Genomic DNA, 13393 nt, shown 5'->3' on the forward strand with positions numbered 1-13393 from the left:
AAAGTCAATGTCTTAACTTAATGACATTGCCAAACGGATGACTTCTTTTTTAATTTATTGACCAGGCTTTAAAAGTCGCCTGAAGTACTAAACATGTAGTCCTTATTATGCCATTTCATGGACATGATGAGACCAATCCCGATCATGTTCCCGATCAAGGCAGACCCCCCTTGTGAAACAAATGGGAGGGGTACCCCCGTAAGGGGCAGTAAATCAATACTCATGCCGATATTTTCAAATACGTGGAACAAAATCATCATGATAATCCCTGTGGACACATAAGAGTAAAAGGCATTTCTGGTTGAAAAGGTAATCTTGACCATCTGGATAATTAAGATTAAGTAGATCCCAATCAGTCCTACCCCACCGACAAAGCCCAGGGTTTCGCCGATTACAGAGAAAATCATGTCAGAATTTCGAACTGGCACATAGACCTTGATATTGTTCAGGCCATTGCCAAAAATCTGGCCAGACCCGATCGCCTTCATGCTCTGCCAGAGCTGGTAGGCACTGTCAGAGTTGTCGCTTGACGGATCGCTCCAGGACTTGATTCTTTCCAACTGGTAGGTCTTAAAGTAATGCTTCAAGATAGTCTGCCCTTCGCTGGTAAAGACCAGTAAAATTGCGCAGGCCCCAACTATTACCAGGAGTAAGAAGACTGGAATGATAATCTTCCAGGAAATCCCAGAAACCAGTAAAATCCCGGCGGTAATCGCGACAAAGACCAGGGTCGTCCCAAAGTCGGGCTGCAGCATCAGCAAGATGGCGACTGGCAAGAACCAGGCCAAAACCTTGCCGATGAGCAGCCAGTCGTTGCGCAAATTGTGGGCATAGCGTTCATTGTGCTCCCGCACAACCCGGGCCAGTTGTAGGATAAAGGCCGGCTTCATGACTTCTGATGGCTGAAAGCTGACCGGTCCAACCACGAACCAGCTCTTGGCCCCGCTGCTGGCTGCCGTCGTTCGGTCATAAAGGAACAAAACCGCAACCAATAAGAAGATCCCAGCCCCATAAAGGTAAGGGGCCAGCTTAAAGATCTGCTCAGCATCAAAGCGCATGATAAAGGCAACCATGACCCAAGAGATGGCATACCAAACGATCTGCATCGCGACCGTTTTGGTTGGCGTTCCATAGCTGGAATCGTTGACGGATGCATTATAAATTGCGTAAAAACTGACGAATGACAGCAAAACGACTGGGATGATCACTCCCCAGGCTATGCGGTCATACCATTTGCTTTCTTCTTGAACTTTTGCCATTAAATATCACTGCTTAATTTAGATTTACTTTTCGTGCAAAGTGAAGTAAGCCAGCAGGTCACTGATGCCTGCATCCAGCGTTTTCGCATACATGACGCTGTTTGACTTGCTACTGGTTACCCGGTATTTGCCATCAACCAGTTCAATCAAGCCAATTTGGAACTTCTTAGGTACAACGACTTCCCAGGTCGGAACCTTCCGCCCAGTCAGTTCATTAACCTCAATGCCGATGTTTTCTTGCTTTCTTGACATATTCCCTCCTTGTTAGTGACTGTGAAATTTTCTAACAATTATTTCATCCTCATCTTCTTCTGGGTGGGGGTTGCGCAAAAGCGTAAACTTATCCGGAACTGGATCTACGCCGCCCCGATTAAAAGGATTGCAACGCAGTATCCGGGCACTCCCCATCAGCAGCCCCAAAATCAGTCCGTGCTTTTCCAACGCGGTAATCATGTAGCTAGAACAAGTCGGGTAGAAGCGACAACTAGCTGGGAAAAGAGGCGAAATCGCCTTCTGGTAAAAGCGAACCAGAAGAATCAGCACGTGGCGCATGATTAGTGCTGTTCGTGCTTTTCAATGTGCTGAAGCAAAATCCCAGTACCCAAGGCCACTGATTCAAGTGGTGACTCAGCGATCAAAACTGGTACTTGCAAGCGTTCGGCAATCAGCTTATCAATATTCTTCAGCAAGGCCCCACCACCGGTGATCATGATGCCGCGGTCAATAATGTCGGCAGACAATTCTGGTGGCGTTTCTTGCAAAACTTGCTTGGTTGCGGTAATGATTGATTCCAAACCGTCTTGCAAGGCCTCGGTAACTTCCTTGGCAGAAACAGTGATTTGCTTTGGCAAGCCATCAATCGTGTCCCGGCCACGCACGTTCATGCTGGCATCTGGATCTGGATCAGTGGCAGCGCCAATTTCAATCTTGATGGCTTCTGCCGTTCTCATCCCAATCAAGAGCTGGTGGTGCGTCTTGATGTAGTTGACGATCGCCTGGTTCATCTTGTCACCAGCATAGCGCAAGGACTTGGATGTAACGATTTCGCCCATTGACAAAATCGCAATATCAGTGGTGCCACCGCCGATGTCAATTACCATGTTGCCTTGAGGCTTGAAGATGTCAAGACCCGCACCAACGGCTGCTACCTTTGGCTCGTAGTCCAAGTATACCTTGCCGCCGCCGGACTTTTCAGCTGCTTGAATGATCGCCTTTTGCTCAATTGAAGTTACGCCAGTTGGGGTGCAGACCAGGATGTTTAGCTTGCTCATGAAGCCTTTAACATTGATCTTCTCAATAAAGTAAGACAGCATTTCTTCGGTCACGTCAAAGTCAGCGATCACGCCGTCTTTCAATGGCCGAATAACGCGAATGTTGCCGGGGGTCCGGCCAACCATTTCATAGGCATCAGTACCGACTGCTACCACCTTGTTGGTGTTAGTATCAATCGCAACCACTGATGGCTCATCAATAACAATGCCTTTACCTGAAACGTTGATTAAAACGTTTGCGGTACCCAAATCAATACCAATATCTTTTGACACGTTAATTTCCTCCATAACATATTAATTTTAATTGTACCATAAAAGGGCTCTACATAGCGGATGTTACAATTGTTTAACCGATTCTTTTAAAATAAATTCGATAGCTGCATGGAGGTATCGATCAAGGCAATGATAAATTGAGCTACTAAATAGCCCAGGCCAATTGCGGAAAAAAGCAAAAAGACCTGTGATTCAAAGACGCGATTGCTCCGGATCAGCTTTTCAATTCTGATCGCCTTGATCGCCTGAAAGGCCAAGGCAATGCAGACAAAGTAGATGATCAGGCTAATAACCGCGTGGATTCCAAGTTGTTTCATATTTTCACCATCAAAAAAGAGCGGATTGAATCCGCTCTTTTCCCTTTATTTGTGTAGCGCATCGTAAACGTGAATTCTGTTTACCGCACGCCGCAAAGCAATTTGGGCACGTTCAAGTGATTGCTCATCATGCTTTTCCTTAGCTTCCTTGATGTGAGCCTCAGCACGCTGCTTAGCGGCTTCTGCCCGGCTAAGGTCAATGTTACGTGCACGTTCTGCATTGTCGGCAATAATCGTTGCTTCGTTATTGGCAAATTCGATAATCCCACCGCTGACGGCAATGTGGTCAACTTTATGATCCACATCCGCGCCGCGCTGAACCCGAACTTCACCAATCGTTAATGGCGTCAAAATTGGCAAGTGATTGTACAAAATCTCTCGGTCACCATCAATAGCCCGCATAAAGACGGCGCTGCCACGGTGATTGTAAATGAGACCATTTGGAGTAACGATCTTAATCTTAAACAGTTTTTCTGCTTCTGCCATCATGCATCACCCTACTTTTCTAATAAGGCTTGTGCTTCTGGATCGCTTGGGGTAACGCCCATTTGTTGGGCCTTCTTAACAACGTCTTCGATTGGGCCAACGCCTCTGAAGGCATCTTCTGGCAGGTCGTCCAAGTGACCATCAAGGATCATCTTAAAGCCCTTTACAGTGTCCTTAATTGGCACGTATGAGCCTGGCACACCAGTGAAAACTTCAGCAACGAAGAAGTTTTGTGACAAGAAGAATTGAACCTTACGAGCCCGAGCAACAATCAGCTTTTCTTCGTCAGACAATTCGTCCATACCCAAAACGGAGATGATGTCTTGCAGTTCGTGGTAACGTTGCAAGATGTGCTGTACCCGAGTAGCAACTTCGTAGTGTTCTTGACCAACGATTTCTGGGTCCAAGGCACTTGAAGTAGATTCAAGTGGGTCAACGGCTGGATAGATACCCTGTTCAACCAAACTACGTTCCAGGTTAGTCGTTGCGTCCAAGTGAGCGAAAGTCGTCGCTGGAGCAGGGTCGGTGTAGTCATCGGCAGGAACGTAAACAGCTTGAATGGAGGTAATAGAACCCTTCTTGGTAGAAGTGATTCTTTCTTGCAATTGCCCCATTTCAGTCGCCAAAGTTGGCTGATAACCAACGGCACTTGGCATCCGGCCAAGCAAGGCTGAAACTTCTGAACCGGCCTGGGTGAAACGGAAGATGTTGTCGATAAAGAGCAACACGTCTTGACCTTCAACGTCTCTGAAGTATTCAGCGATCGTCAAGCCAGTCAAGGCAACCCGCATTCTGGCACCAGGTGGCTCGTTCATCTGACCAAAGACCATGGCAGTCTTGGACAAAACGCCAGATGCCTTCATTTCAAAGTAAAGGTCGTTACCTTCACGCGTTCTTTCACCAACACCGGTGAAGACGGAAATACCGTTGTGTTCTTGGGCGATGTTGTGGATCAATTCCTGAATGATCGTGGTCTTACCAACACCGGCACCGCCGAACAGACCAACCTTACCACCACGAAGATATGGTTCAAGTAAGTCAATAACCTTAATCCCAGTTTCCAGGATTTCCCGGCTAGTAGTTAATTCATCATACTTAGGAGCTTCTTTGTGGATCCCTGACCGAGGGTGGTCAGCTGGAAATTCCGGACCACCATCGATTGGTTGACCCAACACGTTGAAGACGCGGCCTAAAGTGTCGGGACCAACTGGAACAGAAATGGATGAACCAGTATCTTCGACCTTCATCCCGCGGCGAAGCCCATCGGTAGATTCCATTGCGATGCAGCGCAAAACGCCATCGCCTAGTTCAAGAGTAACTTCAAGGATAATTGAATCAGTGTCTGACTTGATAACCTTCAAGGCATTGTTAATGTCTGGCAGGTCTTTGTCAATTGGGAACTTGACGTCAACGACTGGTCCAATTACTTGAACGATTTCACCTTGACTCAAACTTCTACCTCCTTTAATTTTATTCAAGTGCGTTTGCACCACTAACGATTTCAGTCAATTCAGTGGTGATTTGTGCTTGTCTTGCACGGTTTAATTGTAAGCTAAGACTAGAAACAAGATCCTTAGCGTTGTCAGTAGCACTCTTCATCGCCGTCATTGAGCTTGCGTGCTCTGCAGTCTTGGCATCCAAGATTGCCCCGTAGATTTCGGCACGGGCAAACTGCGGAAGCAAGGTTGCTAAAACGCTGTCGATGTCAGGAGCGACTTCAAACTCGATCTTCTTGCTTTCCTTGGCTTCAACAGTACCAATGTCTAAGTCGACGATTGGCAGCATCTTTTCAGCCCGGAAGGCAGATGACAGAGAGTTCACGTGGTGAGTGTAGCAAACGTACAGCTCATCATAGACGCCGTTAAGGTACATCTTAATTGCCGTTGAGACAATTGGCAGAGTTTCTTTAAAAGTTGGCACGTCTGAGACGCCATTTTTTTCATAAACCACGTTCAGATTGTTCTTCTTAAAGAATTGGGAGCCTACGCTGCCGATAGACAAGATCTTAGACTCGCGGCCTTGAACCTTGTCATCTTCAATGATGCTCATCATCTGCTTGATGACAGAGCTGTTGTATGAACCAACAAGCCCCCTGTCACCAGTTACTACCAAGTAGCCGACTGAACGAACCTCTTTACGAGGCTTGATCATGTCAGAAATAATCCCCATCCCGAAGACATCGATGTAATCGATGCTGTCGATGTTGTCTTGGGTCAGCTTATAGTTTGCCTTGTTCAGGTGGTTAACGACACTGGCACTCATCAGCCGTGAAACGGTTTGGTGCAGGAGCTGATTATATTCTTGGTAGCCCTTGTCTCTTTTTTCAGTCTGATTCAGCTTAGCAGCGGAAACCATGTGCATGGCTTCCGTGATTTTACTTGTTTGCTTAACTGAAGCAATTCTCTTCTTCAATTCAAGTAAAGATGCAGGCATAGTCTACCTCCTATTCGTTACTTGATGAAAAGCCATCAACGAATTGTTGAAGAGCTTCCTTTAGCTTATCCTCATCTGGCAACTTACCAGTTGACTTAATCGTATCAAGCAAGTCAGCATGGTTGGCATCAAAGTCAGTATACAGTTCTTGTTCAAAGCGAGCGATGTCAGCAACTGGCACTGCATCCATAAAGCCGTGAGTCAAAGCGTAAAGCAAGACAACCTGCTTTTCAACAGGGATTGGCTTATGAAGTGGCTGCTTCAAAACTTCAACGGTCCGCCGGCCCCGGGCTAAACGAGCCTGGGTGGCTTGGTCAAGATCGCTGCCGAACTGAGCAAAGCTTTCAAGTTCCCGGTATGAAGCTAGGTCCGTACGCAAGGTACCAGCAACCTTCTTCATGGCTGGAATCTGGGCTGCCCCACCAACACGAGAAACTGAGGCACCGGCGTCAATGGCTGGCCGAGTACCTGAGAAGAACAGGTCACTTTGCAAGAAGATCTGTCCGTCAGTGATTGAAATCACGTTAGTTGGGATATAAGCTGAAATGTCCCCGGCTTCAGTTTGAATGAATGGCAAGGCAGTCAAAGAACCGCCGCCAAGTTCTGCGCTCAGTTTTGCGCTGCGTTCAAGCAGACGTGAGTGCAGGTAGAAGACGTCACCTGGGTAAGCTTCACGGCCTGGTGGACGCCGCAAAAGCAAGGACAATTCACGGTAGGCAACGGCTTGCTTGGACAAGTCATCGAAGACAACCAAAACGTCCTTGCCGTTGTACATAAACTCTTCACCCATCGCAGTACCAGAATATGGCGCAATGTACAGCATTGGCGCTGGTTCTGATGGACCGGCTTCAACAACAATGGTATAATCCATTGCTCCAAGCTTCTTTAATGTTTCAACTTGAGCTCTAACCGTTGATTCCTTTTGACCGATTGAAACGTAAATACAAATGACGTTTTGACCCTTTTGGTTCAAAATGGTGTCAATTGCCAAACTAGTCTTACCGGTCTTACGGTCACCAATGATCAACTCACGCTGACCACGACCGATTGGAACCAACGCATCGATAGCCTTAATCCCAGTTTGCAGTGGTTGGTTAACTGATTGACGCTGCATAACGCCTGGCGCCTTAGACTCGATTGGGCGAGTCTTATCAGTCTTGATTTCGCCCAAGCCATCAACGGGTTGGCCTAGTGGATTAACAACTCTACCAATCAATGCGTCCCCAACTGGAACTTCCATGATTCGGCCAGTTCTCTTGACTTGGTCCCCTTCACGGATGTCGTCAAACTTACCCAAGATAATGATACCAACGTCATTAGCTTCCAAGTTTTGGGCGATACCGTAAGAACCATTGTCAAACTGCAAAAGCTCACTGGACAAGACATTGTTCAAGCCGTGAGCGCGGGCGATACCATCGCCGACGTAAGTTACGACACCGACTTCATCAATGTCCAGCTTATCGTCGTAGTGTTCAAGTTGTTGCTTGATTAAAGAGCTGATTTCTTCCGCTTTAATGCTCAATGGTTTCACCTCTTTATAATATTACTTCGTTAAAACGGCGCGGATTTTTTCCAATCGATGCTTTACTGAGCCATCGATTACGCGGCCTTGAACCTTCAAGACCACACCGCCGATAATTTCTGGATCAACTTCATTTTCAAGATGAAGTTCTTGCAAGCCATACTTCTTCGCATAGCTGTCTGCAAGACGCTGCAGTTGATCTTTGTCGAGCTTAACTGCAGTCTTAGCAATACCCGTTCCGATGTGGTTGACCTTGTTGTACAAGTCGGTAAACTCGTCAATAATGTCAAGCAAGTTTCCAAAACGATCATAGCTAAGCAGGAAGTTTAACACTTCTTGAAGCTCCGCAGAAAAGCCCTGTTCAACAGCCGTTAAGAGATCTTTCTTTTCTTGGCTGTTAATGACAGGATTGCTGAGAACCTGCACAAAACGTGGCTCTGCTTGAACGGCCTTCTTTAATTCGGTCAGTTCCTTAAACATCAGCTCAGTTTTGTCTTGATCTTTAGCAAAATCAAAGATAGCAGTTCCGTAGCGTCTTGCAATTTCTTCTCTACTTAAGGCCATTAATCGTTCAACCCCTTAATAAACTGATCAACCAATTCCTTTTGATCAGCAGCAGATAAGTTCTTAGCAATTACCTTTTCCGCAATCGTTACAGAAAGATCAGCAACTTGGTCGCGAGCTTCTTGCAAGGCGTCAGCCTTAGCTTGAACGGCGTCTGCCTTAGCCTTTTCGCGAATTTGAGAAGCCTCATCATTGGCTTCGCTCACGATTTGCTTGCCAGTCTTCTGTGCATTGTCTTTTGCATCGGAGAGAATTTGAGTAGCTTCTTGTCTTGAATTCTTCAAAGCAGCTTCCCGTTCGTTGGCCAAGGTTTCAGACTTCTTGCGGTCGCTAGCTGCTTGATCCAAGTCATCAATGACTTTTTGGCGGCGCTTCTCCATCATGTCCTTAACTGGGCCCCAAGCGTAGTGCTTAACGGCAACCAGCAGAATTGCAAATACAATTAAATACCAAATGGTATTAACGATTGAGATTTCGGCGCCGGCGAATACTGGTTGAAATTCCATCGACAATCCTTCTCTCTCAATTTATTAGTGATAGTAAAGTTTTTTAAAAAAGACTTTATTTCAGGAACAAAATCAAGAAAGCGATAACGATGGCCAAAATTGGAACGGCTTCGATCAAACCAACACCGATAAACATGGTTGATCTCAAGTTACCAGCGCTTTCTGGTTGGCGAGCAATACCTTCAATAGTCTTGGAAATAACCTTACCGTTACCCCATGAAGCAGCTAAGGCAGCAATACCAGCAACAAGAGCAGCTGCTAAATCCTTCAAACCTGTAGTCATAATAAAACCTCCGAAAAATTATTCTTGCGTAACCTTCTTGCCAATGTAAACCATAGACAAAGTTACAAAAACATACGCCTGGATAGAGCCAATGAAGACAGAGAAACCTTGCCAAATCATTGCGAGTGGGGCTGCCAAGATTCTCGTGACAATCCCCATGCTTGGTCCCAGCTGCCCCCCGATCAGGGTCAGCAGAACTTCGCCCGCAAAAATATTACCGTAAAGACGCAGTGACAACGTTAAGAAGTTAGTAAACTCTTCGATAACGTTGATAGGCAGCAAAAAGCCAACTGGACGTGCATAATTCTGCAAGTAGCCCTTCGTGCCAAACTTCTGAATCCCAAAGGTAAAAGATAGGAGCAAGGTCATCATCGCAAACGACATTGTCGTCACTGGATCAGCAGTTGGTGATTTGATGACCATATAGTCACCGACTTTCACTTCTAAGAACAACCCAAGTTGATTCATGCAGAAGATGAAAAGGAACAATACGAATGCGTAAAGAGACAGATGTTTTTGCGCGTCTGGGTCTTCGACGTTGTCCTTAACAATCCCATCGGTAAAATCGATCAGATATTCAAGGACGTTTTGCTTCTTGTTCGGTTTCATTTCAACTTTACGTGAAAGAGCGTAACAAATGACAAAAACCACAATTGCCATCAAGGTTGAGCCGATAATGCCAACCATATCGACATTCAACCCGTGAATATTGAAGACAAGTGATTTCTCCAATTCTTCGTGACCTCCCTTCTTGTGTTGAATTCTTCGAACACGACATTAATTGTACACCTTTAAAATCTTTTTGGTACTTATGCAACCGCTTTAAAGGGCAAATTTAATTATTTCGTACCGAAGATCCGGTCACCGGCATCACCCAAGCCTGGGAAGATATAGCCGTTTGGCAGCAGCTTTTCATCAAGGGCAGCTGCATAGATGTCAACGTCAGGGTTTTCATCTTGTACAGCCTTAACGCCTTCTGGGGCAGCCACTAAAACGGCCAGCTTGATGTCCTTAACGCCGCGCTTCTTCAAAGCGGAAATAGCCAGGTTGGCTGAGCCACCGGTTGCCAGCATTGGGTCAACAATCAAGCATTCTCTTTCGGTGACGTCCTTTGGAACCTTGAAGAAGTATTCAACTGGCTGCAAGGATTCTTCATCGCGGTACATCCCCACGACGCCAACCTTAGCAGATGGGATCATTTCCAAGACCCCGTTGACCATCCCCATCCCGGCACGCAGGATCGGTACGATTGTCAGCTTCTTGCCGGCCAATTCCTTTTGAACCGTCTTGCCCATCGGCGTTTCAATTTCAACGTCCTTGAGTGGCAGATCACGGGTGATTTCATAAGTCATCAGACCTGCGATTTCACCGACAATTCTTCTAAATTCATTTGACCCAGTTTCCTTGCGGCGAATAATCGTCAGCTTGTGCTGGATCAATGGATGGTTTAACACAGTAAACTTTCCCATAAAGTCCTCCATTCAAAAAAATACCATGTCACACTTATTATATTAAAAAACGGAAATGGTTTAAAGCCATTTCCGTCTCTTTAATATCTTAAATATGTTTGCCGCCAGCGGCCTTGTTCAGTCGGTTCATGTAGGCCCAGCTTTCTTCGCCGTCATTGAAAGCCTCAACGTAAATTGCATTAATATTCTTCATGTCATCGAAGTAGCGCAGCCCCGCAAAGAGGTTATGATCGGCTTCAAGCAGGCTGTCACCCAAGCTAAACTTATTTTCTTCTGGGATAGTCAGTTTAGCCAAAATATCGCTAGTAGCCATAACGCCGCTCTTTTGGTCAAGCGCCAATTTCAAAAACTTTTCAGAGTGATCAACCACATAAACTTGGGCACTTGGGGCATAGTGGCGGTATTTCATACCGGGAGCTTTAGGAACGTCCTTATCAGCAACCTTGCCCCGGTTGATTAGGACTTTTTCGCCTAAAACCTGGCTGATTTCTTCTGGTGTGACCTTACCCGGCCGCAAAACAACTGCTGGTTCCACTGACAAGTCGACAATGGTGGACTCTAAGCCAAAACTGGTTTGCCCCCCGTCCACGATCCCGGCGATCTTGCCCTTTAAGTCATGGTAAACGTGCTCAGCGCTGGTTGGACTTGGCTTGGTCGACGTATTAGCCGATGGCCCAACGATCGGATAACCGAGCTTTTTAATCAGGTCATGGGTCAATTGGTCATCTGGGCAGCGGAAGGCAACGGTTTTGAGGCCCCCAGTAACGGAACTTGGCAAGGCGCCTTCTTTAGCAAAGAGCAGGATAGTCAAGGGACCTGGCCAAAAGTGCTTGATCAGTTTTTCGGCTCTTTCAGGCACTTCTTTAGCATATGGCCGCATCATTTCTGCATCAGCCACGGTCACGATCAAAGGGTTGTCGCTTGGCCGGCCCTTGGCTGCGTAAACCTTTTTGACAGAATCATCGCGAGTAGCGATTGCCCCTAAGCCATAGACGGTTTCGGTAGGAAAAGCAACTAGTTCCCCTTGCCGCAAGAGCTCCGCTGCTTCATCCAGCTCATCGCGCTTAAAAATCTTGGTTTCCATTATTTCGTCCACTTCCCAAACAGCATTCTTGGCTTGCCAGCCATGTCTTTTCTGAATTCTACCTCAAAATCAGGCAGTTCTTTGGCAAACAAGGCCTTTAATTCCGCTTCTTCGCTAAAGCCGAATTCCATGAAGAAACGGCCACCTGAATTTAAGTGGTCCCGCACTTCTTTGGCAAATTTCCGGTAAAAGTCTAACCCATCTTCGCCGCCAAACAGGGCTTCTTCTGGCTCATTAGCCAAGACATTTTTGTCCATTACGCCTTTTTCGCTTGGCTTAATGTAAGGCGGATTGGAGATGATCAAGTCAAACTTGCCAAGGCCCAATAATACGTTAGCCTTTCTGGTAGTTACGTTTAAACCGTAGGTCAAAAAGTTTTCTTCGCTGATCAAGAGCGGCTTGTCCTTAATATCGCTCGCATAAAAGTGAAGATCCTTAATGCCCTTGGCTTCAGCTTCTTTGGCCAAGGCCACGGTAATGCAGCCAGAACCCGTTCCTAGGTCTAAGACTGTATCGCCATCGCGCAAATTGTCCAGCGCCCATTCAACCAGTTCTTCGGTTTCAAAGCGCGGAATGAGGACGCCGCGGTCAACCAGCAGCTTGTAGCCCAAAAACCAGGCGTAGCCCAAGATGTATTGGGGAGACACGCCCTTAGCCAGCTTTTTCATATCGCGGCTGATTTGCTTGACCTGGTCGTCAGTTAAGACTAGGTCTTGCTTTAACTCGTATTCGCTAGGGGTTAAAGCAAGACGTTCTGCGATCACATAGTCAATATCTTCTGGGCGAGCTTCTTCAGCGGTTTCGCTCGCCAGAATCCGCATTTCTTTCAAAGTTTTAGGCATTTTCAGCCAGCTCCTCTAATTGCTTGGTTTGGTAGTAAACCGTCAAAGCATCGATGATTTCGTCCAGTTCTCCGTTCATGATCCGGTCCAGCTTGTTCAAAGTCAGGCCAATCCGGTGGTCGGTTACCCGATTTTGTGGGTAGTTGTAGGTTCTGATTCTTTCAGACCGGTCACCGGTACCAACTGCGCTCTTTCTCTTAGCGTCATAACTGTCCCGGTTTTGGCTTTCATAGTAATCATATACTCTAGACTTCAAGATTTCCATAGCCTTGGCCCGGTTTTGCTGCTGGGACCGCTGATCCTGCATGGCAACCACGATCCCAGTTGGGAGGTGGGTCATTCTAACGGCTGAGGAAGTCTTGTTGATGTGCTGACCACCGGCACCAGATGAACGGTAAACGTCAACTCTGATATCTTTTGGATCCAGGTCGATGTCCACTTGTTCATATTCTGGCATGACGGCAACGGTCGCCGTAGAAGTGTGAACCCGGCCAGCTGATTCGGTTACTGGGATTCTTTGCACCCGGTGAGCACCGTTTTCGTACTTCAGCTTAGAGTAAACCTTGTTGCCCGTGATCATGATGGCAACGCGCTTGTAGCCGCCCACTTCGGTTTGTTCGCTGTCGACGATAGACACGTTCCACCCCTGGGTTTCAGCATACTTTTCATACATCCGGAGCAGATCCCCGGCAAACAGGGAAGCTTCATCCCCGCCGGCTGCTCCGCGGATTTCCATGATAATGTCTTTATCATCGTTAGGGTCCTTAGGCAGCATCAAGATCTTGATTTCGTCTTCCAGCTTAACGACTTCGTCTTCCAGTTCAGAATTTTCCATCTTAGCCATTTCGACTAATTCAGCATCTGAACCGTCAGCAATAATTTCTTTGTTGCCGGCAATTTCTTCCTTGTCAGCCTTGTACTTGCGGAACTTTTGCACGACTTCGCGCATTTCGGCTTCTTCTTTGGTAATTTCCATGTACCGCTTGGTATCAGCAATTACTTCCGGGTCCGCCATCATTTCTTGAATTTCTTCATAGCGTACTTCCAAGCTCTCAAGCTGAGCCATTACATTGTCCATTTAGTC

General features: G+C 46.7%; 17 protein-coding genes. All 17 read right to left on the minus strand.

The window, feature by feature from the left end; all coding sequences use genetic code 11:
- Positions 1 to 68: 68 nt before the first annotated feature.
- Positions 69 to 1259, minus strand: a complete 1191-nt coding sequence (locus FC20_RS00005) for an FtsW/RodA/SpoVE family cell cycle protein (protein ID WP_008462333.1) — start codon at positions 1257 to 1259, stop codon at positions 69 to 71.
- Between the two features lie 24 nt (positions 1260 to 1283).
- The gene (locus FC20_RS00010) at positions 1284 to 1511 is read right to left on the minus strand and encodes a DUF2969 domain-containing protein (protein ID WP_008462331.1); all 228 of its coding nucleotides are present in this window, start codon (positions 1509 to 1511) and stop codon (positions 1284 to 1286) included.
- A 12-nt stretch (positions 1512 to 1523) separates the two neighbouring features.
- A complete protein-coding gene (yidD, locus tag FC20_RS09910; protein ID WP_081586779.1) occupies positions 1524 to 1811 on the minus strand; it encodes a membrane protein insertion efficiency factor YidD in 288 nt (95 codons plus the stop codon).
- Between the two features lie 2 nt (positions 1812 to 1813).
- The gene (gene mreB / locus FC20_RS00020) at positions 1814 to 2803 is read right to left on the minus strand and encodes a rod shape-determining protein (protein ID WP_008462330.1); all 990 of its coding nucleotides are present in this window, start codon (positions 2801 to 2803) and stop codon (positions 1814 to 1816) included.
- A gap of 86 nt (positions 2804 to 2889) precedes the next feature.
- Positions 2890 to 3120: a DUF1146 family protein gene (locus tag FC20_RS00025; protein ID WP_008462328.1), complete on the minus strand. Its 231-nt coding sequence runs from the start codon at positions 3118 to 3120 to the stop codon at positions 2890 to 2892.
- Positions 3121 to 3165: 45 nt separating this feature from the next.
- Positions 3166 to 3606, minus strand: coding sequence for a F0F1 ATP synthase subunit epsilon (locus FC20_RS00030; protein ID WP_035173761.1), 441 nt, complete (start codon positions 3604 to 3606; stop codon positions 3166 to 3168).
- A gap of 11 nt (positions 3607 to 3617) precedes the next feature.
- Positions 3618 to 5057 (minus strand): F0F1 ATP synthase subunit beta, encoded by a 1440-nt coding sequence (gene atpD, locus FC20_RS00035; protein WP_008462325.1) that lies wholly within the window; start codon positions 5055 to 5057, stop codon positions 3618 to 3620.
- A 19-nt stretch (positions 5058 to 5076) separates the two neighbouring features.
- Positions 5077 to 6039, minus strand: a complete 963-nt coding sequence (locus FC20_RS00040; RefSeq protein WP_008462323.1) for a F0F1 ATP synthase subunit gamma — start codon at positions 6037 to 6039, stop codon at positions 5077 to 5079.
- Between the two features lie 10 nt (positions 6040 to 6049).
- The gene (atpA, locus tag FC20_RS00045; protein WP_008462321.1) at positions 6050 to 7561 is read right to left on the minus strand and encodes a F0F1 ATP synthase subunit alpha; all 1512 of its coding nucleotides are present in this window, start codon (positions 7559 to 7561) and stop codon (positions 6050 to 6052) included.
- 21 nt (positions 7562 to 7582) lie between these two features.
- Positions 7583 to 8125, minus strand: a complete 543-nt coding sequence (gene atpH / locus FC20_RS00050; protein ID WP_008462320.1) for an ATP synthase F1 subunit delta — start codon at positions 8123 to 8125, stop codon at positions 7583 to 7585.
- On the minus strand, positions 8125 to 8631 hold the full coding sequence (atpF, locus tag FC20_RS00055; RefSeq protein WP_008462318.1) for a F0F1 ATP synthase subunit B: 507 nt from the start codon (positions 8629 to 8631) through the stop codon (positions 8125 to 8127). The genes atpH and atpF overlap by 1 nt, the downstream gene beginning before the upstream one ends.
- A gap of 55 nt (positions 8632 to 8686) precedes the next feature.
- Positions 8687 to 8902 (minus strand): F0F1 ATP synthase subunit C, encoded by a 216-nt coding sequence (atpE, locus tag FC20_RS00060; protein WP_035173763.1) that lies wholly within the window; start codon positions 8900 to 8902, stop codon positions 8687 to 8689.
- 30 nt (positions 8903 to 8932) lie between these two features.
- Positions 8933 to 9646, minus strand: a complete 714-nt coding sequence (gene atpB, locus FC20_RS00065) for a F0F1 ATP synthase subunit A (RefSeq protein ID WP_008462314.1) — start codon at positions 9644 to 9646, stop codon at positions 8933 to 8935.
- Positions 9647 to 9753: 107 nt separating this feature from the next.
- On the minus strand, positions 9754 to 10383 hold the full coding sequence (upp, locus tag FC20_RS00070; protein WP_008462313.1) for a uracil phosphoribosyltransferase: 630 nt from the start codon (positions 10381 to 10383) through the stop codon (positions 9754 to 9756).
- 88 nt (positions 10384 to 10471) lie between these two features.
- On the minus strand, positions 10472 to 11467 hold the full coding sequence (locus FC20_RS00075; protein WP_008462311.1) for an L-threonylcarbamoyladenylate synthase: 996 nt from the start codon (positions 11465 to 11467) through the stop codon (positions 10472 to 10474).
- Positions 11467 to 12309 carry a peptide chain release factor N(5)-glutamine methyltransferase gene (gene prmC, locus FC20_RS00080; RefSeq protein ID WP_008462309.1) on the minus strand — a complete coding sequence of 281 codons (843 nt, stop codon included), beginning with the start codon at positions 12307 to 12309 and terminating at the stop codon, positions 11467 to 11469. Before prmC ends, FC20_RS00075 begins: the two co-directional genes overlap by 1 nt.
- Positions 12302 to 13387: a peptide chain release factor 1 gene (gene prfA, locus FC20_RS00085; RefSeq protein WP_008462308.1), complete on the minus strand. Its 1086-nt coding sequence runs from the start codon at positions 13385 to 13387 to the stop codon at positions 12302 to 12304. The genes prmC and prfA overlap by 8 nt, the downstream gene beginning before the upstream one ends.
- Between the last annotated feature and the right edge of the window lie 6 nt (positions 13388 to 13393).

The sequence above is a fragment of the Lactobacillus equicursoris DSM 19284 = JCM 14600 = CIP 110162 genome, from assembly GCF_001434815.1.
GTDB classification, from domain to species: domain Bacteria; phylum Bacillota; class Bacilli; order Lactobacillales; family Lactobacillaceae; genus Lactobacillus; species Lactobacillus equicursoris.